General features: G+C 70.1%; 20 protein-coding genes and 1 pseudogene. 9 read left to right on the top strand and 12 right to left on the bottom strand.

What is annotated here, in order from left to right:
- Positions 1-3 precede the first annotated feature (3 nt).
- The 3 genes from dop to arc form a co-directional block, all read right to left on the bottom strand.
- Positions 4-1,521 carry a depupylase/deamidase Dop gene (gene dop, locus C1A38_RS23085; protein WP_102659830.1) on the bottom strand — a complete coding sequence of 506 codons (1,518 nt, stop codon included), beginning with the start codon at positions 1,519-1,521 and terminating at the stop codon, positions 4-6.
- A 110-nt stretch (positions 1,522-1,631) separates the two neighbouring features.
- On the bottom strand, positions 1,632-3,605 hold the full coding sequence (locus C1A38_RS23080) for a hypothetical protein (RefSeq protein ID WP_102659829.1): 1,974 nt from the start codon (positions 3,603-3,605) through the stop codon (positions 1,632-1,634).
- A gap of 131 nt (positions 3,606-3,736) precedes the next feature.
- Positions 3,737-5,518, bottom strand: a complete 1,782-nt coding sequence (gene arc / locus C1A38_RS23075; protein WP_013734322.1) for a proteasome ATPase — start codon at positions 5,516-5,518, stop codon at positions 3,737-3,739.
- A 178-nt stretch (positions 5,519-5,696) separates the two neighbouring features.
- On the opposite strand from arc, the gene C1A38_RS23070 reads away from it, so the two are divergent.
- The gene (locus C1A38_RS23070; RefSeq protein ID WP_013734323.1) at positions 5,697-5,990 is read left to right on the top strand and encodes a ferredoxin; all 294 of its coding nucleotides are present in this window, start codon (positions 5,697-5,699) and stop codon (positions 5,988-5,990) included.
- Between the two features lie 66 nt (positions 5,991-6,056).
- On the opposite strand, the gene C1A38_RS23065 is transcribed toward C1A38_RS23070, so the two are convergent.
- The 3 genes from C1A38_RS23065 to C1A38_RS23055 all read right to left on the bottom strand — a co-directional run bounded on the left by C1A38_RS23065 (position 6,057) and on the right by C1A38_RS23055 (position 8,860).
- Positions 6,057-6,629 carry a hypothetical protein gene (locus tag C1A38_RS23065; protein ID WP_102659828.1) on the bottom strand — a complete coding sequence of 191 codons (573 nt, stop codon included), beginning with the start codon at positions 6,627-6,629 and terminating at the stop codon, positions 6,057-6,059.
- A gap of 72 nt (positions 6,630-6,701) precedes the next feature.
- Positions 6,702-7,712: a tRNA (adenine-N1)-methyltransferase gene (locus C1A38_RS23060; protein ID WP_377680581.1), complete on the bottom strand. Its 1,011-nt coding sequence runs from the start codon at positions 7,710-7,712 to the stop codon at positions 6,702-6,704.
- Positions 7,709-8,860, bottom strand: coding sequence for a M50 family metallopeptidase (locus C1A38_RS23055; protein ID WP_102659827.1), 1,152 nt, complete (start codon positions 8,858-8,860; stop codon positions 7,709-7,711). Before C1A38_RS23055 ends, C1A38_RS23060 begins: the two co-directional genes overlap by 4 nt.
- Positions 8,861-8,942: 82 nt before the next feature.
- Between C1A38_RS23055 and C1A38_RS23050 the strand changes: the two genes are divergently transcribed.
- The 5 genes from C1A38_RS23050 to C1A38_RS23030 all read left to right on the top strand — a co-directional run bounded on the left by C1A38_RS23050 (position 8,943) and on the right by C1A38_RS23030 (position 15,449).
- Positions 8,943-9,857, top strand: a complete 915-nt coding sequence (locus C1A38_RS23050; RefSeq protein WP_102659826.1) for a RecB family exonuclease — start codon at positions 8,943-8,945, stop codon at positions 9,855-9,857.
- A 76-nt stretch (positions 9,858-9,933) separates the two neighbouring features.
- A complete protein-coding gene (locus C1A38_RS23045; RefSeq protein WP_102659825.1) occupies positions 9,934-11,124 on the top strand; it encodes a sensor histidine kinase in 1,191 nt (396 codons plus the stop codon).
- A gap of 26 nt (positions 11,125-11,150) precedes the next feature.
- The gene (locus C1A38_RS23040; protein WP_102659824.1) at positions 11,151-11,840 is read left to right on the top strand and encodes a response regulator; all 690 of its coding nucleotides are present in this window, start codon (positions 11,151-11,153) and stop codon (positions 11,838-11,840) included.
- A gap of 286 nt (positions 11,841-12,126) precedes the next feature.
- Positions 12,127-12,894, top strand: a complete 768-nt coding sequence (locus C1A38_RS23035) for an ABC transporter ATP-binding protein (protein ID WP_102659823.1) — start codon at positions 12,127-12,129, stop codon at positions 12,892-12,894.
- Positions 12,894-15,449: an ABC transporter permease gene (locus tag C1A38_RS23030; protein ID WP_102659822.1), complete on the top strand. Its 2,556-nt coding sequence runs from the start codon at positions 12,894-12,896 to the stop codon at positions 15,447-15,449. Before C1A38_RS23035 ends, C1A38_RS23030 begins: the two co-directional genes overlap by 1 nt.
- 77 nt (positions 15,450-15,526) lie before the next feature.
- Here the strand turns inward: C1A38_RS23030 and C1A38_RS23025 are convergent, their stop codons facing one another.
- The 3 genes from C1A38_RS23025 to C1A38_RS23015 form a co-directional block, all read right to left on the bottom strand.
- On the bottom strand, positions 15,527-16,174 hold the full coding sequence (locus C1A38_RS23025) for an HAD family hydrolase (protein WP_102659843.1): 648 nt from the start codon (positions 16,172-16,174) through the stop codon (positions 15,527-15,529).
- Between the two features lie 97 nt (positions 16,175-16,271).
- The gene (locus C1A38_RS23020) at positions 16,272-17,009 is read right to left on the bottom strand and encodes a neutral zinc metallopeptidase (RefSeq protein ID WP_102659821.1); all 738 of its coding nucleotides are present in this window, start codon (positions 17,007-17,009) and stop codon (positions 16,272-16,274) included.
- Between the two features lie 130 nt (positions 17,010-17,139).
- Positions 17,140-18,237 carry a calcium:cation antiporter gene (locus tag C1A38_RS23015; protein ID WP_102659820.1) on the bottom strand — a complete coding sequence of 366 codons (1,098 nt, stop codon included), beginning with the start codon at positions 18,235-18,237 and terminating at the stop codon, positions 17,140-17,142.
- 214 nt (positions 18,238-18,451) lie between these two features.
- On the opposite strand from C1A38_RS23015, the gene C1A38_RS23010 reads away from it, so the two are divergent.
- Positions 18,452-18,943, top strand: coding sequence for a hypothetical protein (locus tag C1A38_RS23010; RefSeq protein WP_102659819.1), 492 nt, complete (start codon positions 18,452-18,454; stop codon positions 18,941-18,943).
- A 73-nt stretch (positions 18,944-19,016) separates the two neighbouring features.
- Here C1A38_RS23010 and C1A38_RS23005 read toward each other — a convergent pair.
- Positions 19,017-19,260, bottom strand: a pseudogene (locus C1A38_RS23005) (vitamin B12 dependent-methionine synthase activation domain-containing protein); the annotation flags it as partial.
- Positions 19,261-19,303: 43 nt separating this feature from the next.
- Entirely contained in the window at positions 19,304-19,882 is a 579-nt protein-coding gene (locus C1A38_RS23000) for a hypothetical protein (protein WP_146017614.1), read from the bottom strand.
- A 216-nt stretch (positions 19,883-20,098) separates the two neighbouring features.
- Here C1A38_RS23000 and C1A38_RS22995 point away from each other — a divergent pair, with 216 nt between their 5' ends.
- Together C1A38_RS22995 and C1A38_RS22990 are read left to right on the top strand one after the other, a co-directional pair.
- Positions 20,099-20,857, top strand: a complete 759-nt coding sequence (locus tag C1A38_RS22995; RefSeq protein WP_102659817.1) for a hypothetical protein — start codon at positions 20,099-20,101, stop codon at positions 20,855-20,857.
- Between the two features lie 16 nt (positions 20,858-20,873).
- Entirely contained in the window at positions 20,874-21,335 is a 462-nt protein-coding gene (locus C1A38_RS22990) for a site-specific integrase (protein ID WP_199180299.1), read from the top strand.
- 76 nt (positions 21,336-21,411) lie between these two features.
- Here the strand turns inward: C1A38_RS22990 and C1A38_RS22985 are convergent.
- On the bottom strand, positions 21,412-21,607 hold a 196-nt coding region (locus C1A38_RS22985; protein ID WP_146017613.1), incomplete at its 5' end, for a vitamin B12 dependent-methionine synthase activation domain-containing protein.

The following is a 21,607-nucleotide window of genomic DNA, read 5'->3' as shown; positions in this document are numbered from 1 at the left end:
CACTCAGCCGCCGGTCAGGCTCTCCAGCAGGTCCTTGGCGCTGGCGCACCTGTCGAACAACGCCCCGACATGCGCCCTGGTGCCGCGCTCCGGCTCCATCATCGGCACCCGCACCAGCGACTCCCGGCCGACGTCGAAGATGACCGAGTCCCAGCTGGCGGCGACCACCTCGGAGGCGTACTGCGCCAGGCAGCGGCCCCGGAAGTAGGCGCGGGTGTCCTCCGGCGGCTGGGTCATCGCCGAGCGGCTCTCCTCGTCGCTGAGCAGCGTCTTCATCGCGCCCCGGGAGACCAGCCGGTGGTAAAGCCCCTTCTCCGGGCGTACGTCGGAGTACTGCAGGTCGACCAGTTGCAGCTTGTGCGAACCCCAGGCGAGCTTCTCCCGCTCCCGGTAGCCCTCCAGCAACCGCAGCTTGGCCACCCAGTCGAGTTCGTCGGCGCAGAGCATCACGTCGCGGCCGAGACGGTCCAGCACGGACTCCCAGCGGTCCAGCACGTCGGCGGTCTGTTCGTCGACGTCGCTGCCGTAGCGGTCCTCGACGAAGGCGCGTACCCGCTCCAGGTAGGCCCACTGCACGTCCAGCGCGGTGAGCCGACGGCCGTCGCGCAACCGCATCCGGTGGGTCAGCGACGGGTCGTGGCTGACGGCGCGCAGTTCACCGACCGGGTCGGCGATGCCGAGGTCCGAGCCGAGCGCCTTCTCCTCGATCATCGTCAGGATCAGCGCGGTGGTGCCGACCTTGAGGTACGTGGAGATCTCCGAGAGGTTGGCGTCGCCGATGATGACGTGCAGCCGGCGGTACTTGTCGGCGTCGGCGTGCGGCTCGTCCCGGGTGTTGATGATCGGCCGCTTCAGGGTGGTCTCCAGCCCCACCTCGACCTCGAAGAAGTCGGCACGCTGGGAGATCTGGAAGCCGTTCTGGCCGCCGTCCTGCCCGATGCCGACCCGACCGGCACCGCAGACGATCTGACGGGTCACGAAGAACGGGGTCAGGTACGCCACGATGTCGGCGAACGGCGTCTGCCGGCGCATCAGGTAGTTCTCGTGGGCGCCGTAGCTGGCGCCCTTGTTGTCGGTGTTGTTCTTGTAGAGGTGGATCGGTGCGGTGCCGGGAATGGTGGCGGCCCGACGCGCCGCCTCCGCCATCACCCGCTCCCCCGCCTTGTCCCAGCGGACCACGTCACGCGGGTTGGTGACCTCCGGAGTGGAGTATTCGGGGTGGGCGTGGTCCACGTAGAGCCGAGCCCCGTTGGTGAGAATGACGTTGGCCAGCCCGAGATCATCGTCGGCGAGCGCCTCGGCCGGGTCGTACACCGCACCGGAGTAGGTGAAGCCCCGGGCGTCGCGCAGTGGCGATTCCTCCTCGTAGTCCCAGCGCGCCCGACCGCCCCGGTTCAGTTCCGGGCGGGCGCCGTAGGCGTTCACCACCTGGGACGAGGTGACCATCGGGTTGGCCCCGGCCTGACCGGGCACGGAGATGCCGTACTCGACTTCGGTGCCCATGATCCGTCTTACGCTCATCGACCTACCCGCTTCGCTTGCCCGACCGATCCCCGTCACAGTCGAGCGTAGTCGGCATGTGAGCGCACGGGGGCCTGCCGTGGTGGTCGGTGCGTCGCAAGTCGCGCGGATCAGCTCGGCGGATCATCAATGATCATCGTCTCCATGTGCACCCGGTCGGCCAGCTCAGGCACGGCCCGCAGGATCCTGTTGGTCCGTACCCGGGCCCCGTCGGTAACCACCACCAGCCGGATCTCACCGGGCACGCGGTGCAGCATCTGCCAGGTCCGGCCCGGTTCGGTGAAGACCATCTCGTAGATGCCGGCCTCGGTCCGGGCGGTGGTGCCCTGCATCGTGGAGACGCAGATGTTGGCCAGGTAGGACTGGTACGGCCGACGGTCGAGGATGAGCGTGGTGACGCCGTCGACGGCCGGATAGCGCTGGTGGACCTGCTCGCACACGGCGGCGGCCCGGCCGGGCCGGTCGACGTCCTGGTGGATCCAGCGCTGCGCCCAGCTCTGCGGGGTGACCACGAGCAGGCTGCGCTGCCCGCCGGTGACCCCGGCGAACCAGACGGTGGCGACGGCGACCGTGACGGCGGTGAGACCGGCCACGGCCGTACGCGCCGGGCGGCCCCGGGTCGGCACCGGCAGCAGCCGCACCACCGCGGCGGTGCCGATGATGAGCAGCACGGTGGTGAGGTGACCGGCCTTGTTGAAGTAGTAGCCGGCCTGACCACCGACGCTGATGCTGGCCTGACCGATGGCCAGGGTGAGCGCCACGCTTACCAGCAGCGCGAACAGCCAGCGCCGCCAGGCCGGATCGGCCCGCCCGCGCCGTACCGCGTGCACCAGCAGGGCGGGCACCACGAACACGCCGAGGCCGCCGAGGGCGAGCCAGGTCTCGGTCAGGTCCGGCCCGACGGTGGCGGCCAGCGACTCGGTCTGGTTGGCACGGAGCACGCCGAGCAGGATCGGCACCGGGGCGAGCACGGCGGTGGCCAGGCCGACGACGAGCGTGGTGCCGGGCAGTCGGCGTACTTCGCGCCGCCGTGCCAGCAGCGCCCCGAGGACGAGGATGACGGCGGCGGGCAGGAACAGGTAGTAGGTGTAGCCGATGCCGACGAGCAGGGCACCGAGCAGCAGGAAGTGTTCCCGGGGCGCGGCCACCGGCCGGGCGAAGAGCGCGGCGAGCACGATGGTGAGGGTCAGTCCGAGCGTCTCGGTGGGGTATCCGGACACCAGCATCCGGGGCATCTGGCTGCCGAGCACGAGTGCGCCGACCACGACGGTCAGCACCAGGCGGCTCAGTGGGTGCAGCGGGCCGGGGAGCCGCTGTGCGGCCCAGAGCAGGACGAGGACCAGCAGCCCGAAGGTGGCGAAGTTCCACCAGAGGAACGGCTCCACGGCGGCCGCGCCGGCCGGCCCACCGCCGGGCGGGGTGCGGTGGCCGTCGAGCAGGGCGACGAGCAGGTGCCAGCCCTGCGGGTAGTGCACGAGTGCGGAGAACAGGTCGTCGCGGACGGCGGCGGGGTCGACGAAGAGGTAGCCGCCGTGCCGACCGATGACGTCGACCAGGCTCAGGTGCCGCAGGTAGTCCTCACCGCGGTTGAGGATGCTCAGTCGACCGCCCAGGTCGCCGGCGCGCAGCAGGGGTTGGGCGAGATACCAGAGCAGCCCGGCGGTGCCGATGACGGGCAGCAGGTCGGCCCAGGCCGGGCGCGGCAGGATGGGACGCCGTCCGGTGATCAGGGCGGTCAGCACGAGGGCGGTGAGGGCGGTGCCGCTGACCGCCACCGGGTTCATCCCCCAGGGCCAGACCGCGAAGATCAGACCGGCCGCGGTGGTGAGGCAGACCAGCAGGATGGTGGCCAGCAACAGCCGGTCGAGCAGGGTACGGCCGCCGCGCAGCAGGCTCGCGGTGGCGAGCAGCACCAGTGGGGGCAATACCCAGCGGGCGTCGAGGGCGACCGCGGCGAGCGGCAGCAGCCAGGCCGCCGGCAGGGCGGCCAGCACGGCGAGATTGCGTCGACGGTACGGCTTGCCAGGGCTGGCGGTCAGACTCGGGACGATCGGCGGGGCCACGGTGCGCTGCTCGGCGGGCACGCGAAATCCTTGCATACGAGGAGGGTTGTCCGGAGTCTAGCGCTGACGCCCGATCTGTGCGGGACGTGGCGCGGGGCCACACATAGACGTAGGGCCCGTGACGACAGCGTCACGGGCCCTACGGGTAGCGGTCAGAGGTACTGGCCGGTGTTGCTGGCGGTCTCGATGGAGCGACCGGCCTCGGTGCCCTTGCCACCGGAGACGAGCGTACGGATGTAGACGATCCGCTCGCCCTTCTTGCCGGAGATGCGGGCCCAGTCGTCGGGGTTCGTGGTGTTGGGCAGGTCCTCGTTCTCGCGGAACTCGTCGACGCAGGCGTCGAGCAGGTGCTGCAGGCGCAGCCCCTTGCGGCCGGAGGTGAGGAACTCCTTGATGGCCATCTTCTTGCCCCGGTCGACGATGTTCTGGATCATCGCGCCGGAGTTGAAGTCCTTGAAGTACAGGACTTCCTTGTCACCGTTGGCGTAGGTGACTTCCAGGAAGCGGTTCTCCTCCGTCTCGGAGTACATCCGCAGGACCACCGCGTCGATCATGGCGGCGACGGTGGCCTGGGCGTCTCCGCCGTGTTCGGCCAGGTCGTCGGCGTGCAGCGGCAGGCCGGAGAGGATGTACTTGGAGAAGATGTCCTTGGCCGCCTCGGCGTCCGGACGCTCAATCTTGATCTTGACGTCGAGTCGCCCCGGACGCAGGATCGCCGGGTCGATCATGTCTTCCCGGTTGGAGGCGCCGATGACGATGACGTTCTCCAGGCCCTCCACGCCGTCGATCTCGCTGAGCAGCTGCGGCACGATGGTGTTCTCCACGTCGGAGGAGACACCCGAGCCACGGGTCCGGAAGACCGAATCCATCTCGTCGAAGAAGACGATGACCGGCGTACCCTCGCCGGCCTTCTCCCGAGCCCGCTGGAAAATCAGCCGGATGTGCCGCTCGGTCTCGCCGACGTACTTGTTGAGCAGCTCCGGGCCCTTGATGTTGAGGAAGAAGCTGGTGTGCTTCTCCTCGCCCCGCCGCTCGGCGATCTTCTTCGCCAGCGAGTTGGCGACCGCCTTGGCGATCAGCGTCTTGCCGCAGCCGGGCGGGCCGTAGAGCAGGATGCCCTTCGGCGGACGCAACTGGTGCTCGCGGAACAGGTCCGCGTGCAGGAACGGCAGTTCCACCGCGTCGCGGATCTGCTCGATCTGGGAGTGCAGGCCACCGATGTCGCTGTAGTCGACGTCGGGCACCTCCTCCAGCACCAGCTCCTCGACCTCGCTCTTGGGAATCCGCTCGTACGCGTACGCCGAGCGAGGTTCGATCATGAGCGAGTCGCCGGCCCGGATCGCACTGCCGATCAGGGTCTCGGCCAGGTGGACGATCCGTTCCTCGTCGGAGTGCGAGACCACGAGTGCCCGGTCACCCGGCGCACCTTCGGGGCCCGCCAGAATCTCCTTGAGCATGACCACCTCGCCGACCCGCTCGTAGCCGAACGCGTCCACGATGTTGAGCGCGTCGTTGAGCAGGACCTCCTGGCCGCGCTGGAGTTCACCCACGTCGAGCGAGGGCGAGACGGCGACGCGCAACTTGCGCCCGCCGGTGAAGACATCCACCGTGCCGTCGTCGTGTCTGGCCAGGAAGACGCCGTAGCCACTTGGTGGCTGGGCCAGCCGGTCGATCTCCTCCTTGAGCGTCACGATCTGCGCGCGAGCCTCCTTGAGGGTGCTCACGAGCCGTTCGTTGTTCTCGGTCAGCCGCGCCAACTGCGCCTGGGTGGCGGACAGTCGCTCTTCGAGCTGCCGCACGTGTCGGGGGCTTTCGGTCAACTTGCGCCGCACCAGAGCGAGTTCCTCTTGAAGGAACGCGACCTGCGTGGAGAGATCGTGGGCCTCCTTCTCCCACCGTGCGGCGCGCGAGTCCGCGTCGTCGCTGCGTGCCACGTCCCACCTCCCCGGGGGGCTTGAACGTTCTGACCTAACACTAGCCGCTATGAGCCCGATTCGGTCCTCCGCAACGCGCCCGTCACCGAAGCTTGATCGCCAAGGGTGGGTTGGCGGGCGGGTACGGGCATTCGGGTACCGTCGGGGGGTGGGACGCGAGAACATGGGGGGTGCACCGGTGGCCGAGGTCGCGACCGACGAGGTACAGGTCTGGGTGGACCAGGATCTGTGCACGGGCGACGGGCTGTGCGTGCAGTACGCGCCCGAGGTCTTCGAGTTCGACGTCGACGGCCTGGCGTACGTCAAGGGCCCCGACGGTGAGCTCCAGCAGGCTCCGGGCGCCCGCGTCGGCGTACCGGAACACCTGCGCCTCGAGGTGATCGACTCGGCGCGGGAGTGCCCGGGCGAGTGCATCCACGTCGTCCGCGCCAGCGACGGCGTCGAGGTGGCCGGCCCCGACGCCGAGGACTGACGCCACCTCCCCGCGCTCACCGCAGCCGGGCGGCCGACCGCTGACCGCAGCCGGGCGGCCGACCACTCACAGCAGCGGGCGACCGACCACCGAGGCGACCAGCCGGGCGAACTCCTCCAGGCGGGCGATCTGCCCGGCGCCACCGTCGTCGAGGGTCTTGCCGAAGCGCAGCGCGTCGTGGCGTGGCCCGCCGACGCTCTCCTCGCTCGGCGGGGTCTCGTCGAGCGAGGTCAGCAGCAGGTACACGTCGATGCTGTCGACCCGGATCTCGCCGTTGTCGTGCCGGAACAGCCGACGGCGGCAGCCGACCTCGGTGACCGAGGAGACCGGCACCACCCGCAGCGACGAGGTCATCGACCCGGGCGGGCCCTCCCCCGGCGGCACGTCCTCGCCGTGCCAGAGCACCAGCCGGCTGCCGTCGCAGACGACGACCTCCTGCCACACCCCGTTCACCTCGTTGACGAAGCGTTCCAGGGTGAAGCCGAGCACCGAGGCCCCCCGCAGCACGCCGCCGAGCGCCTCCAGCGCGACGTCCGGGTCACGCAGGTAGGCCCGCGCCGCCGATTCGAGGTCGGTGTAGGGCGACCAGTCGGGGAAGACCGCCGGCAGGTCACCGCCGCCGAAACCGGGCCGACTCATGCGGCCACCCCCGGCCACCGCCAACCCGCGTCCAGGCTCCGCCCGTTCACTGCCAGCCGCCCCATTCCGCCGTCACGGCCTGCCCGTCTCCTGCGTCGTGTCCGGTGGCGTCTGCGACACCGTGCTCGCCTGTCGGGCCGCCTCCGCCTCGCGTAGCGCCTGCCGGCGCTGCACGTACGCCTCGGTGCCCTTGCTGGGCTTGCGCCGGCGCGGCGGTGCGGTCACTCCGGGGGCGAGCTTACGCGCGGAGACGAGGAACGCGGTGTGCGCGATCATCCGGTGGTCGGGGCGTACCGCGAGCCCTTCGGCGTGCCAGTCGCGCACCAGCGACTCCCAGGCCCGCGGCTCGGTCCAGCCGCCCCGTTCCCGCAACGCCTCGACCAGCTCGGACAGCTGCGGAGTGGTGGCGACGTAGCCAATGAAGACCCCGCCGGGCAGCAATGCCCGTTCGACCATGTCGAGGTTCTCCCACGGGGCCAGCATGTCCAGGATGATGCGGTCGAAACCCGTCTCGGTGCACTCGCCGACGTCACCGACGTGCAGGTGCCAGGCGGGGTGCGGCCCGTTGAAGAACGCCTCCACGTTGCGCCGGGCGATCTGGGCGAAGTCGTCGCGCAGCTCGTAGGAGTGCAGTTCGCCGCTGGTGCCGACGGCGCGCAGCAGCGAGCAGCTCAGCGCGCCGGAACCGGCGCCGGCCTCGAGCACCTTGGCACCGGGGAAGATGTCGCCCATGGCGACGATCTGCGCCGAGTCCTTGGGGTAGATCACCTGGGCGCCACGGGGCATGGACAGCACGTAGTCCGACAGCAGCGGGCGCAGCGCCAGGAAGGCCGTACCGCCGCCGGAGGTGGTGACCACGCTGCCGTCGGGCAGCCCGATCAGGTCGTCGTGCGCCAGGATGCCCCGGTGGGTGTGGAACTGTTTGCCCGGCTCCAGGGTGACCGTGTGCATCCGGCCCTTGGGATCGGTCAGCTGCACCCGGTCACCGGGCCGGAACGGCCCACGGTGCACCGGGGGCAGCTCCGGGGTCTCGGCGGGCACGGCGTCGCCCGGGGTGGCCGGGTCGGAGTGGGTCACGGTCACGTGTTCATCTTCCGGTGAGGTTCGAGCAGGTGCGCCAGATCCGCGATGTGCAGGATGCCGACGACATCTTCGCCTGCCGTCACGAGGTACTGCGCGCCCGGGTGTGCCTGCACCGTCTCCAGCACCCGTTCCCCGTCCGTGGCCACCGACATGCGCGGCAGGTCGGCGACCGCGCGGGCGACCGCGTCCACGGCGAGCCAGGGCCGGCGGTGCGGCGGCACGGCCGCCGCCGCGGCCGGGTCGACCACCGCCACCGGTCGACCCGCGGCGTCGGTCACCAGCAGCGCGACCGGCCGGTCCGGGGCCGACTCGTCGGCCCGGCGCTGGGCCTCGGCCAGCGGGGTGGCGGTGGGTACGGCGAACACCGGCCGGGCCAGCCGGGCCAGGTCGATCAGGGGCAGTCGCCGGCCGATCCGGGCCAACCGGATCGACTGTCCGGCGCCGTGCCAGATGGTGAGCGCGACCAGGGCGGTCAGCGGCAACGCCAGCAGACTCAGCAGGTCAGCGGCGTAGAGCAGGCCGACAAGCGCCACGGTCGCGACGGCGAGAACCCGGCCGACCCAGCCGGCCACCTCGGTGGCCCGGTGCCGGTCCCGGGTGACCGCCCAGATGACCGCCCGCAACGCCCGCCCACCGTCCAGCGGCAGCCCGGGCAGGCTGTTGAACACGGCGACGATGACGTTGCTCACCGCCAGTTGGAAGGCGAGCTGGTGGGCCACGGTGCGGTCGGGCAGCGCCACGGTCGCGGCGACGGCGGCCACGCCGAGCAGCGCGGAGACCGCGGGCCCGGCCAGCGACACCAGCAGGTCCACCCGGGGCGACGGCGCGTCCCGGTCCATCTCGGTGTACCCGCCGAGCAGTTCGAGAGTGATCCCCCGCACACCGATGCCGAAGTGGCGTGCGGTGAGCGCGTGGCCGAGCTCGTGAGCCAGCACCGAGCCGAGCAGCGAGACCACGAAGCCGGCGCCGACCAGGTAGCCGAGAGTCGGCGAGAGCGCCAGCCGCTGGCCGGCCAGTTCGCCGTAGAGCACGATGATCAGCAGGGCCAGCAGCAGGATCGAGGCGTTCAGGTACAGCGGCACCCCGAAGACCCGGCCGACCTGCAAGCCGGTACGCCGGCCCGGCCGTGACTGCCTGCTCTGCTCCACCGAGCCGATGCTACGCGGCGGGAGATCACCTTCGGTGCGGCGGCGGCCGCCCTGTCGTACCGGTGCCCTAGTCTTCCACGGCATGACCGCGGATCCGGTGATCGCCCAGCAGGCTCCGACCTCGACCCCGTTGCCACAAACGGTGCGGGCCTCGCTGTCACCCTCACGCGCCGCGGATTTCAAGACCTGTCCGCTGCTCTACCGGTTCCGCAGCATCGACCGGCTGCCCGAGCGGCCCACGGTCGAGCAGGCGCGCGGCACGCTTGTGCACGCGGTGCTGGAGCGGTTGTTCGACCTGCCGGCGGCCGGGCGCACCCCGCAGGCGGCCGGTGACCTCGTCGCCCCGCAGTGGGACCGGCTGGTCACCGAGCAGCCGGAGCTGGCCGGGCTGTTCGCCGACGACGGCACGGTCGACGCGGTCGAGTTCCTGCGTTCGGCGGCGGCCCTGCTGGAGGGCTACTTCGCGGTGGAGGATCCGCGCCGACTGGAGCCGGCCGAGCGGGAGAGCCTGATCTCCGCCGTGATCGACGAGGAGTTGCTCATCCGCGGCTACCTCGACCGACTCGACGTGGCACCCGACGGCGCGCTGCGGGTGGTGGACTACAAGACCGGTGGTGCGCCACGCGAGGCGTTCGAGGCGCGGGCGTTGTTCCAGCTCAAGTTCTACGCGCTGGTGCTGTGGCGCACCCGCGGCGTGGTGCCCCGGGTGTTGCGGCTGCTCTACCTGCGCGACGCCGAGGTGTGCGACTACACCCCGGACGCCGAGGAGTTGGTGCGCTTCGAACGCACGGTAGTGGCGCTGTGGCGGGCGATCGAGCAGGCCACCGCCGCTCAGGACTTCCGGCCCCGGCCGAGCCGGCTCTGCGACTGGTGCAGCCACCAGGCGCTCTGCCCGAGCTACGGCGGCACCCCGCCGCCCTTCCCCGAGCATCTGCCCGGCGCGGATCCGCTGCGTGACGCCCGCACCCGCCCCGCCACGCCGGGTGCGGACGAGTAGCTCTCCTCCTCAGGAAGGAGAGGCAGTTCACCAGCCGAGATGATCTTTTATCGGCTGGGGCGGCTAGCGTCGTGGCATGGGTAGGCAGCTGAGGCAGTGGCTACGGGCACGCCCGCTGGCCGGCGACGCGTTGTTGACCGTCGGGCTGGTGCTCGGTGAGGTGCTGTTCACCCTGCTGTCCCCGCGGGAGTTCTGGCCGCGGTCGCTGCCGGAGGCGCTGGGCTGGAGCCTGCTCTGTGCCAGCCCCGTGCTGTTGCGTCGGATCGCGCCGTGGCTCGCCGTGCTGGCCGCGCTGGCATCGCTGGCCCTGCCGGTCGTGATCGAGGTGGTGCCGACCACCCAGGGCCTCACCCTGGTCGTGCTCACCTACACCGTGGCCGCATGCCAGCCGATACGCCCGGCGGTGGCGACCGCGGTGGCGCTGTGGGTGCCGGTGGCGGTGCTGGCGCCCATGCTGCCCTCCGAGGGCCTGCCGCAGGTCGGCGCGGCGTACGTGGTGGCGAACAACCTGCTGGTCGGGATCGTGTCGTTCTCCGTGGGTCGTACGGTGCACGCCCGCCGGTCCACCACGGCGGCGCTGCGGGAACGGGCCCGGGTCGCCGAGGCCAACCAGCGTGCCCTCGCCGAACAGGCGGTGGCCGACGAGCGGCGACGCATCGCCCGGGAACTGCACGACGTGGTGGCCCACCACGTCAGCGTGATGGGGGTGCTTGCCACCGGGGTCCGGCGGGTGCTGCCCCGCGATCCCAGAGCCGCAGACGAGGCGGTCGCCACCATCGAGGAAACCAGCCGGGCCACCCTTCGGGAGCTGCGACGGCTGCTGGACGTGCTGCGCACCGAGGCGGAGCCGGCCGCCGACCTGGCCCCCCAGCCCGGGCTCGCCGGCATCGAGACGCTCGTCGAACAGGTCCGCGAGGCCGGTCTGCCGGTGACCTTCGCGGTGACCGGCACGCCGGGGCCGGTGGAGCAGGGCGTGGCATTGACCGTGTACCGGATCGTGCAGGAAGCGCTGACCAACGCCCTCAAACACGCCGGCCGGGCCACCGCGCAGGTACGCGTCAGCTACCCCGACGACGCCGTCGAAGTGGAGATCACCGACACCGGTCGAGGGCCGTCACCGGACCGCCAGCGGGTCGGGCACGGCCTGGTGGGGATGCGTGAGCGGGTCGCCCTCTACGGTGGTGTCCTGCGGACCGGGGCCCGCGCCGGCGGCGGCTACCGGGTGTATGCGCGCATTCCGGTCGAGCCACTGACCGAGACCCGCTGAGCGGCACCCTGACTCCGGAGGATGAGATGACCGATCCGACGCCGTCGACGACCCGACCGGTGCGCATCCTGCTCGCCGACGACCAGCCGTTGCTGCGTACCGGCTTCCGGATGGTGCTCGGCGCCGAGCCGGACCTGGACATCGTGGCCGAGGCCGGCGACGGCGCGGAGGCGGTGGAGTTGTCCCGCCGGCTGCTGCCCGACGTGGTGCTGATGGACATCCGGATGCCGCGGATGGACGGGGTGAGCGCCACCCGGGCGATCGTCGACGCCCGGCTGCCGGTCCGGGTGCTCATCCTGACCACCTTCGAACTCGATGAGTACGTCGTCGGTGGGCTACGGGCCGGGGCGAGCGGATTCCTGTCCAAGGACGTGCCCGCCGAGGATCTGATCACCGCGATCCATACCGTGGCCGCCGGCGACGCGGTGGTGGCCCCCCGCATCCTGCGGCGACTGCTGGACCGCTTCGCCGACGTGCTGCCCGATCCCGCAGCGTCACCACCGAAGGCGCTGAGCACGCTCACCGACCGGGAACGGGAGGTGCTGGGGCAGGTGGCCCGCGGGTTGTCCAACGCCGAGATCGCCCGTGCCCTGTCGGTCAGCGAGACCACAATCAAAACCCACGTCGGGAACGTGTTGACCAAGCTCGGGCTGCGCGACCGGGTGCAGGCGGTGGTGTTGGCGTACGAGTCGGGTCTGGTCCGGCCGGGGGCGTAACGTGACCGTTGCATCCGTCACCTACCGTGACGGTCTGCATCGAGAACAGTTGTCTCTCGCGGGGGCCAAGGTCACGGACTATCGTGTGGCGACGAGCTTCGTCGCTGCTCACAGCGCTGATCCGGGGATAACCCTGACCCCGGGTGGGGGACTACCCGCAGCCGGAAATCCGCACCCACTCCCCCAGGAGTCGTAGGGATCGCCGGCACTCGGCGCAGATGATGGAACTCGTGCCGGGATCCACGGGAGGGCGGCACGATCTGAACAGCAACGGAGAGGTTATAACGTGACCGCTACGACAGGCCGGTCGGCAGAGGCCGCAGCCCGGGCGAGCGACGTGTGGAAGGTGTACGGCAGCGGCGAGGCTCAGGTCATCGCGCTGCGGGGGGTCAGCGCCGAGTTCGAGCGCGGACGGTTCACTGCGATCATGGGCCCCTCGGGCTCCGGCAAGTCGACACTCATGCACTGCCTGGCCGGGTTGGACACGGTCACCCGAGGCACCGTGCACGTCGGCGACACCACGGTCACCGGTCTCGGTGACGCCGGCCTGACGAAGCTGCGCCGGGACAAGATCGGCTTCATCTTCCAGCAGTTCAACCTGCTGCCGACGCTGACCGCCAAGGAAAACATCCTGCTGCCGCTCTCCATCGCCGGCCGCAAGCCCGACCATGCCTGGTACGACACCGTCATCGACACGGTCGGGTTGCGCGACCGGCTCGACCACCGGCCGGCGCAGCTCTCCGGCGGCCAGCAGCAGCGGGTGGCGTGCGCGCGGGCGTTGGTGGCCCGCCCCGAGGTCATCTTCGCCGACGAACCGACCGGCAACCTGGACTCGCGGGCCGGCGCCGAGGTGCTGAACTTCCTGCGCAACTCGGTACGCGAACACGGTCAGACCATCGTCATGGTCACCCACGACCCGACCGCCGCCGCGTACGCCGACCGGGTGGTCTTCCTGGCCGACGGGCAGATCGTCTCCGAGCTGATCGAGCCGACCGCCGACACGGTGCTGGACACGATGAAGAAGCTGGACACCATTACCGAGGTGGCCCGCTGATGTTCCGGGCGACACTGAAGAGCCTGCTGGCCCGCAAGGTCCGGTTGATGTTGTCCGGCCTGGCCGTGGTGCTGGGCGTGATGTTCGTCTCCGGTGCGTTCGTGCTCACCGACACCCTCGGCCGCACCTTCGACCAGATCTTCGCCGACGCCTACGAAGAGGTCGACGTCAGCGTCGCCGCCAAGCCGAAGGTGCAAGGCAACGAGATGAACGGCCCGCAGTTGGCCGGGCCGGTGCCGGCTGCCCTCCTTGCGAAGGTGCAGGGCGTGGACGGGGTGGCCGAGGTGACCGGCACGGTGGTCGCCGAAGGTGCCCGTCTGATCGGCAGCAACGGCAAGGTGGTCGCCTCGTTCGGCCCGCCGCAGCTCGGTGGCAACTGGGTCGGCGAGGGCGACCTGGTGCAGCTGCGCGAGGGCCGCGAGCCGCAGGCCGACGACGAGATCGTGATCAACAAGGGTCTGGCGACCGCGGCCAAGGTGGCCGTCGGCGACCGGGTGGGCGTGCTCACCCTCCAGCCGCGCAAGGACTTCACCATCGTCGGCATCTTCGGCTACAGCGGCGACCGGGACTCCATGGGCGGCGCCAACGAGATCATGTTCACCACGCCGACGGCACAGCAACTGATGCTCGGCGAGCCGGACGTCTACACCAACATCGTGGCCACCGCCGCCACCGGCGTCTCCGACGAGCAGTTGCGCGACTCGGTGGCCGCCGCGGTCGGCGACGCCTACGACGTGAAGACCGGCGAGCAGCTCTCCGCCGACGCCGCCGCCGGACTGAAGGAGGGCCTCTCCTTCTTCAACCGGATCCTGCTCGGCTTCGCCGCGGTGGCGCTGCTGGTCGGCACCTTCCTGATCCTCAACACCTTCTCGATCATCGTGGCGCAGCGCACCCGGGAACTGGCGTTGCTGCGGGCCGTCGGTGCCAGCGGCAAGCAGATCATCGGCTCGGTGGTGCTGGAAGCGATCGCCATCGGCCTGATCGCCGCCGTGTTCGGTCTGGCCGCCGGCATCGGCATCGGCGCGCTGCTGGCGTACCTGTTCAGCAACCTCGCCGGTGGGATGACCCTGGCCGGGATCGCGGTGCCCGCGTCGGCGGTGATCGGTGCGTTCGGTGTCGGCCTGGTGATCACCGTGCTGGCGGCGTTGCTGCCGGCGCTGCGGGCCGCGCGGATCCCCCCGATCGCGGCGATGCAGGACGTCGCCACGCCGGACCGTCCGCTGACGAAGATCACCATCGCCGGGGCGGTGGTCACCGCGATCGGCGCCACCCTGCTCTTCCTCGGCCTGGGCGGCTACGCCGACAGCAACACGCTGGCCACCATCCTCGGTGGCGTGCTGTTCGCCTTCATCGGGGTGGCCCTGCTGACGCCGCTGATCAGCAAGCCGGTGGTGGCGGCGCTCGGCGCGGTCTTCTCCGGCTGGGTGCCGGGCAGGCTGGGCCGGCTCAACTCCGGCCGTAACCCGCGCCGCACCGCGATCACCGCCGCCGCGCTGATGGTCGGCATCGCCCTGGTCACCGGCATCACCGTGATCCTCGACTCGGCCAAGAGCAGCATCAGCGGTCTGGCCCAGGACACCGTCAAGGCGGAACTGGTGATCGCCGGTGCGCAGTCCGGCCCCCGCCCGCCGACCTTCGATCCCGCAGTGCTGGACGAGGCGAAGACGATCCCCGGGGTACGGCTGGTCGACGGCCTCTACGGCGACATGTCCCTGGCCGACGGCGAGCGCACCTACACCGGAGCGGTGACCGAACCGGCTGCGCTGAGCCAGGTCTACAGCCTGACCGCGACCGCCGGCAGCCTCGACCAACTGGGGCCGGGGCAGCTGCTGGTCAGCGTGGACACCGCAACCGACCGTGGCCTGTCCATCGGTTCGACAGTGCCGATCCAGTTCGCCCGCGGTGAGAGCGAGACCTTCACTGTCAGCGGCATCTTCGAGGACTCGCCGCTGTTCACCGGCGTGCAGATGGTGGTGCCGACCGAGGCGGCCCGCAACTTCGCCGTCCCGCAGCCCATCCAGGGCTTCGTCCAGCTGGAGCCCGGCACGGCGGTCGACGCGGTGCAACCACGCATCGAGACGTTGCTGGCCAACAGCCCCGAGGTGTCGGTGGTCAGCCTCGACGCGTACATCGATCAGCAGGCCGGCCAGCTCGACAGCCTGCTCACGATGATCCGCATCCTGCTGGCGCTGGCCATCGTGATCGCCGTACTCGGCATCATCAACACCCTCGCCCTGTCGGTGCTGGAGCGGACCCGCGAGCTGGGCCTGCTGCGCGCCATCGGCCTGAAGCGGTCGCAGACCATGGGCATGATCACGGTGGAGGCGGTGGTGATCTCGGTGTTCGGCGCGCTGCTCGGCGTGGTCGTCGGCACCGGCCTGGGTGCCGCCGTGGTGGAGGCGCTACGCGACGAGGGCATCACCGACCTGGTGCTGCCGTGGAGTCAGATGGGGGTCTTCCTCGGCCTGGCCGCGCTGATCGGCGTGATCGCGGCGGTCCTGCCCGCGGTCCGCGCCGCCCGCATCAACGTCCTGGGCGCCATCGCCCACGACTGACGTGTAAGGAAGGGCCCCCTGTTAACGCCTAGCGCGGTACAGGGGGCCCTTTTTAACACAAGCGTCGGGTGCAGGCGTCAGGCGGCGGTGCGGGCGAGCAGGGCGGCCAGCAACTCCAGGTCCGCCGCGAGCAGGCTCTCCACCTGGTGTACGCCGTCGCGCGGCGCGATCGGCACCTCCGCCGGCACGGCCAGCACCGCCGCTCCGGCGGCCACCGCGCTGGCCACCCCGGTGGCCGAATCCTCGATCGCCACACACCTGTCGATCGGTACGCCGAGCAGCCGCGCCGCCGTCAGGTACGGCTCCGGGTGCGGCTTTGTCGCCTCGACCTCGTCACCACAGACCACCACGTCGAAGCTGTCCCGACCCAGGGTGTCCAGGGCGATCTCGACCAACGCCCGGCCGCTGGAGGTGACCAGGGCCGTCGGGACCTGCGCCGCCCGCACCGCCGCCAGCAACGCCAACGCGCCCGGCCGCCACTGCAACCCGGTACGGAACAGTTCGAGGATCCGTCGGTTGATCCACTCCGCGCTGGCCACCGGATCTCGGTGCGGCTGACCCAGGTCGTCGTGCAGGATCCGCATCGAGTCGGCCATCCCGGTGCCGACGATCGCCCGCCGCGCCTCGGCGGAAAGCCTGCCGCCGTACGTCTCGGCGAGCTCGGCCAACGCCACGTCCCAGAGTCGTTCGCTGTCGACCAGGGTGCCGTCCATGTCGAACAGCACGGCGGCGGGGTGACTCGTCACCGGATCCTCCTCGCGTCGGGTACCCGGTGAATCCTGTCAGCACGTCACCGCCGTACGCCCGGGTCGGTGACCTTTCTCAACCCAGCCCGCAGGCCGACAGCGACCGCTCGTAGCCCCGGAAGAACGCCTCGGCGCGCTGCTGCGGGGTGCCGTGCGAGCCCTCGGCGAACCACGGCTGACCCGGGTCGTCGCCGACGGCGAGCAGACCCTCACGGAACTCGTCCAGGTCACCCTCGTCGAGGGTGAGCCAACCGGCTTCCACCGAACCACCCAGGTACGCCCCGGCCATGCAGTCGGCCTGCAACTCCTGCTGGATGGTGAAGTTGTACTGGACGCCGAGGCGGGTCTGGATCCCGTGGGCGTACTCGTGGCCGATCAGGTAGTACACGAACGCGTCACCGACCTGCCGGAACGCCCCGAACGACCAGTTGATGTCGTACGCGATGAAGTCGCTGACCGTGCAGTAGACGGCGTTGTTGCGGGGCACCTCCTGCCCGCCGCAGGACACCTCGCCGTCGCGCTGGTACGCGATCACCTGCCGGATCGGCCGGAACGAACTCCCGGACGCCTCGAACTGCGCCCCCCAGTAGCGCTCGGCGGTGCGCCGGGCGACCTCCACGTCCTCTTGGAACTCCTCGACCGTGTCGGTGCCGTCGGCCCGAGTCACCTCTTCGCTCGGCGACGCCGGTTCCCGCTGATCGGTCGACTCACCCGGCTGACCCACCGGGTCGACCATGCAGGCGGTCGCCGCCACCAGCGCCACCACCAGACCGGCGAACCTGACCCAACGCCGCTTCCGCCCGTCTGCCGCCACCGCATCCTCCCGCCTCGGCGATGCCGGATCTCATACCCCCACGGTACGACCGGCATGCCCGTCGCCGTCTGGTACGCCGTATCGCCTTCCCCGGTTCACCGACGGACGGTGCTGGCGTGCGGGCGGGGTGTCACGGGCTGGCGGCGAGGAAGACGAAGGCGGCGAACAGCACCAGGTGCACCCCGCCCTGCAGCAGGGTGGCCCGCCCCGGCACCACGGTCAGCACACCTGTTATCACCGTCAACGCCAGCAGGGTGACCTGGGTGCCGCCGAGGCCGAGCAGCAGCGGCCCCTCCAGCCAGATCGAGGCGATCGTGATCGCCGGGATGGTCAGGCCGATGCTTGCCATCGCCGAGCCGAGCGACAGGTTGAGGCTGATCTGCACCCGGTCGCGGCGGGCGGCACGGGCCGCCGCCAGGGTCTCCGGCAGCAGCACCAGCAGCGCGATTATCACCCCGACGAACGCCGGCGGCAGGTTCACCGCTGCGACACCCGCCTCGATCGCCGGGGACACCGACTTGGCGTCACCGACCACCGCCACCAGGGCGACAAGCAGCAGCCCGAGGCTGATCAGGGCCTGCCGGGTCGACGGGGGATCGGCGTGCACCTCTTCCGGCAGCGTCTCCCCTTCACTGCCCACCGGCAGGAAGTAGTCCCGGTGCCGGCCGGTCTGCACCATCACGAACAGGGCGTACAGGGCCAGCGACACCGCCGCCGCGAAGGTCAACTGGGCCGGGCTGAACTGCGGACCGGACCGCCCTGTGGTGAACGTCGGCACCACCAGACTGAGGGTGGCCAGGGTGGCCACAGTGGCCAACGCGCCACCGGTACCTTCCGGATTGAACACGGCCAACCGACGACGCAACGCGCCGATCAACAGCGACAGGCCGAGTATGCCGTTGCAGGTGATCATCACGGCGGCGAAGACCGTGTCCCGCGCCAGGGACTGCGTCTTCTCCCCACCACTGATCATCAGCGTGACGATCAGGGCCACCTCGATCACGGTGACCGCCACCGCGAGCACCAGCGACCCGTACGGCTCGCCGACCTTGTGCGCCACCACCTCGGCGTGGTGCACCGCCGCCAGGACCGCGCCGGCCAGGAACAGGCCCACGATCACGACCATGATGCCGTCGAGCTTCTGGTTCCACGTCAGCGCGAGCACCAGCAGGGCAGCAATCGGTACGAAAACGGTCCAGGTGGACAGGGTGCGGCGCAGGGCGAGCATGATCTACATCCTGCCAGCCATGATGATCATCGACAGCGAAGCCTCCCCCAGTCCCCCGTCCGCGCGGGCACGCCTTTGGCCCAGCCCGGCCACCGGCCAGTCGGCGCCCACAGTTACGCCGAAACGGCGCCTACCGCCCCCGCCCGATACCACCGTTTCGCCGAAACGGAGTCGATCAGTACAACGCGGCCGGGACGGCTGACAAGATCGAGCCGTGCTGAGATCGATTCAAGTCCGGACCGTCCTGGCCGTCCCCGAAACGCCGCTGCATCATCTGCACTGGCGTGGCAAGCTCGCCCTCAGCCTGGACTGCTTCATCTGCGAACGCACCGGGCGCACGACATCCTTCGAGCTAGGTGCGGAACGCGCGATCTGCTCCGGCACCCGCGAAACCGGCGAGCACTACACCGCCGCCAGGATCGCCGCGTTCGACCAGACCCAGGAGCATGATCGGACAGCTCTCCAAGCAATCGTGGACTACTGGTGGGCCCCCTTCCACGACGCCATCCGAGACCAGCCAGCCCATGGGCTCAGCCACACGCCATGGGTGCGGCACCACCTCGGGTACTACTGCCCTGAGCAGGAACAGGTCGGCGAGTTCTCCATTCAGACGAACGTCCTCCGACCGCAATCCACCGCCTGCCAGCACTGTTCCACGCCGATCGCACAGAGCCACGATGTGCCCGAGCTACGACTACTGACCTGACCGCCCACGATCCCCGACGGCCTGAGCGCCCATCGGAACAGTGTGTTTGTGCAACTCGGGCCGGGTGACGGCGTCACGTGGCGTTGGAGTAGCTGGCCTCGGGTTGGTGAACGACAATGGCGTCGATGGCCTGCTCGGGCATGAGCGTGGAACTCCCGGCAACTGCACGCCGAGCGGTCCACGATCTTTGCCCGGTCCTCCAGGTCGGGGCAGGCCGGGTAGCCGAACGCGTACCGGCAGCCCCGGTAGTCGATGCGCAGCAGGCCGGCCAGGTCGGTCGGGGCGTCGTCAACGACGGCGGTACGGCCGTCGGGCAGGGGCCGCCGCCAACCGGGCCTCGGTGAGACAGTCCGGCGGTGATCAGCCGGCGCGGATCAGATCCAGCGTGTGCACTGCCAGCCGGACCGCTGCCGGCGGCAACGCCGCCGCCTGCTCGTCGCCCACCGAGCCCACGACTGTCACCCGGACCTCCATGATCACGTTGGCTTCCAGGATTTCGATCTTGGCATCATCCCGGAGCTGCTGATAACGGACCACATCGGCGACGATCTCCGAACCGCCCTCGAACGGCTCCGCCGAACTCACGGTGGCCGAACGCTCGAAGCCGGTGCGGGCCTCACTCGCATCACCAAAGCTCTGCACCTTCACGAACACGAACCCGCCGAGAAACCCAGCCCCACTGAAAAAGCTCTTAGCGCACCGGAAGTCGGGACCACGATCGTCGTCCGCCGGCGGAATCGGCGTCGGCTTGCCGCCGAAGGCCGACGTCGCGAGCGTGTAGTCGACACGGTCGCAGAAGTCGTCCGACACGACACGAATCGCGTCGGACGACGCCGTCCCCTCCGGCGCTGCGCCATCGGCGCAGCCCGCGAGCAATAGAACCGGCAGCACCGCACCGGTCACCGCGGTCAGCGCCGTACGACCACGAAAGATCATCACGGCGGGTGAGTGTGCCAGAATCCACGACCGTCGGTAAGGGCAGACCATCGCGCGTACGTTCCGGACCGCGGCGACCCACCACGTCCAGCCCACCGACCGATGCGTTTACACACCCAGCTCAACAATGCGCCGGCGCGGCGGGCGGCGCCGGGGCTGGCGCGGGCGCGGCGCCCTCGAGGGGCCAAAGGTGTGGAGAAGGTCGACTACGCTCCTGGCATGTTGGCCGCGTTCTCCGCCGTGACGGTCCGATACCGGCGGCCGATCCTCACCATTGCGCTTGTTCTGGCCGTGTTCCTGGCCGTGGGCCGTCGGCTGTCCGATCAGTTGGGCTCGATCCTGGGCACCGCGACCATCCTCGCCGGGATGCTGGCGTTGTCGCTGGCCATACTCGCCCTGCTTCGGCCACGGCAGGCGGTCTTTCTGGTCAAGCCCGAGGTTCAGGCGTTCGCCACTGAACCGAGCGCGTTCCAGGTCTATATAGCCGTCGCGTACATGTTCTTGGCCTCACTGCCGCTGGGGGCTCGCGACCTTGGCGAAACTTACGGGGGCCACCCGTCCATGGTGTTGCCGTTGCTGCTCCTGGTCGGCGTCGGTGTACACGTTGCCGGCGGCTGGCGTGGTGTTTCGGTCGAGCTGCGACCGGACGGTATCTGTCAACGCGACTTCACCGGCTCCTTGATGGTGCCGTGGGAGGCCCTGGCACCCGGCCGCCCTTCCCAGCCCGCAGTCAGGGCATCCACCATGGCCCTGACCTACGCACAACCGGACCTGGTACGCCGCCGTGGCATACTGCCGCACGGCCGGCGGCGGCTGCGCATCGACAACGTCCACCCCTGGTTCATCGCCGACACGATCCGCCACTACGTCGACCACCCACAGCACAGGGCCGCGATCGGCGAACCAGCCGAGTACCAACGGCTCTTGCATGCGTTGACGTCTTCGGCCACTGGCCCCGGCCATGGGCACGCCTACTAACCCCACTGTCAAACAGTTGCTGGGACGGCCATGGTCCGTCGACCAACTCACCGCGTTCCGCGCGAAGATGCCGGACCGCTATCGGGTCAGCGTCGACCTGGGTGCGGGCTGCGGCCTGTGGCAGGGAGGGATCTTCGGCATGAGCCCTGCCGACCTCGACCCGACACGGCCCGTTCTCCACGTGGTCCGACAGGTGAAGCTCGTACGCGGGGCACTGATCTTCGCCCCGCCCAAGACTGGTGACCCGGTGTCGGTCACGCTCTACCTGACCGACGCGGACGACCTGCCGCTCAGCCGCTCGAAGTTCAACCCTGGCGTCTGGAAGTACGCGATCCGGGCCACCGGCATCCCGGACGACCGGCGCAACGGGATGCACGTCCTGCGGCACACCTACGCCTCGGTTCTCCTGGATGCCGGGGAGAGCATCAAGGCCCTGTCGACGTACCTGGGCACGCCGACCGGATCCGGAACCCAGTGACGGCCTGGGGACGGCATGATCATGGTTCAACGCCTACCGCAGGTGCCGGAAGTGCAGGTCACGGCACCTGCGGTCATCACTTGGCGTTGAAGTAGCTGGCCTCGGGGTGGTGGACGACGATGGCGTCGGTGGCCTGCTCGGGCATGAGCTGGAACTCCTCCGACAGCTGCACGCCGATCCGCTCCGCGCCGAGCAGCTCCACGATCTTCGCCCGGTCCTCCAGGTCGGGGCAGGCCGGGTAGCCGAACGCGTACCGGCAGCCCCGGTAGTCG

Origin of the sequence: Verrucosispora sp. ts21 (genome assembly GCF_002879555.1) — a bacterium.
Lineage (GTDB): Bacteria > Actinomycetota > Actinomycetes > Mycobacteriales > Micromonosporaceae > Micromonospora > Micromonospora gifhornensis.
The sequence above is the reverse complement of the archived record's forward strand: the minus strand, read 5'-3'. Positions and strand labels throughout refer to the sequence as shown.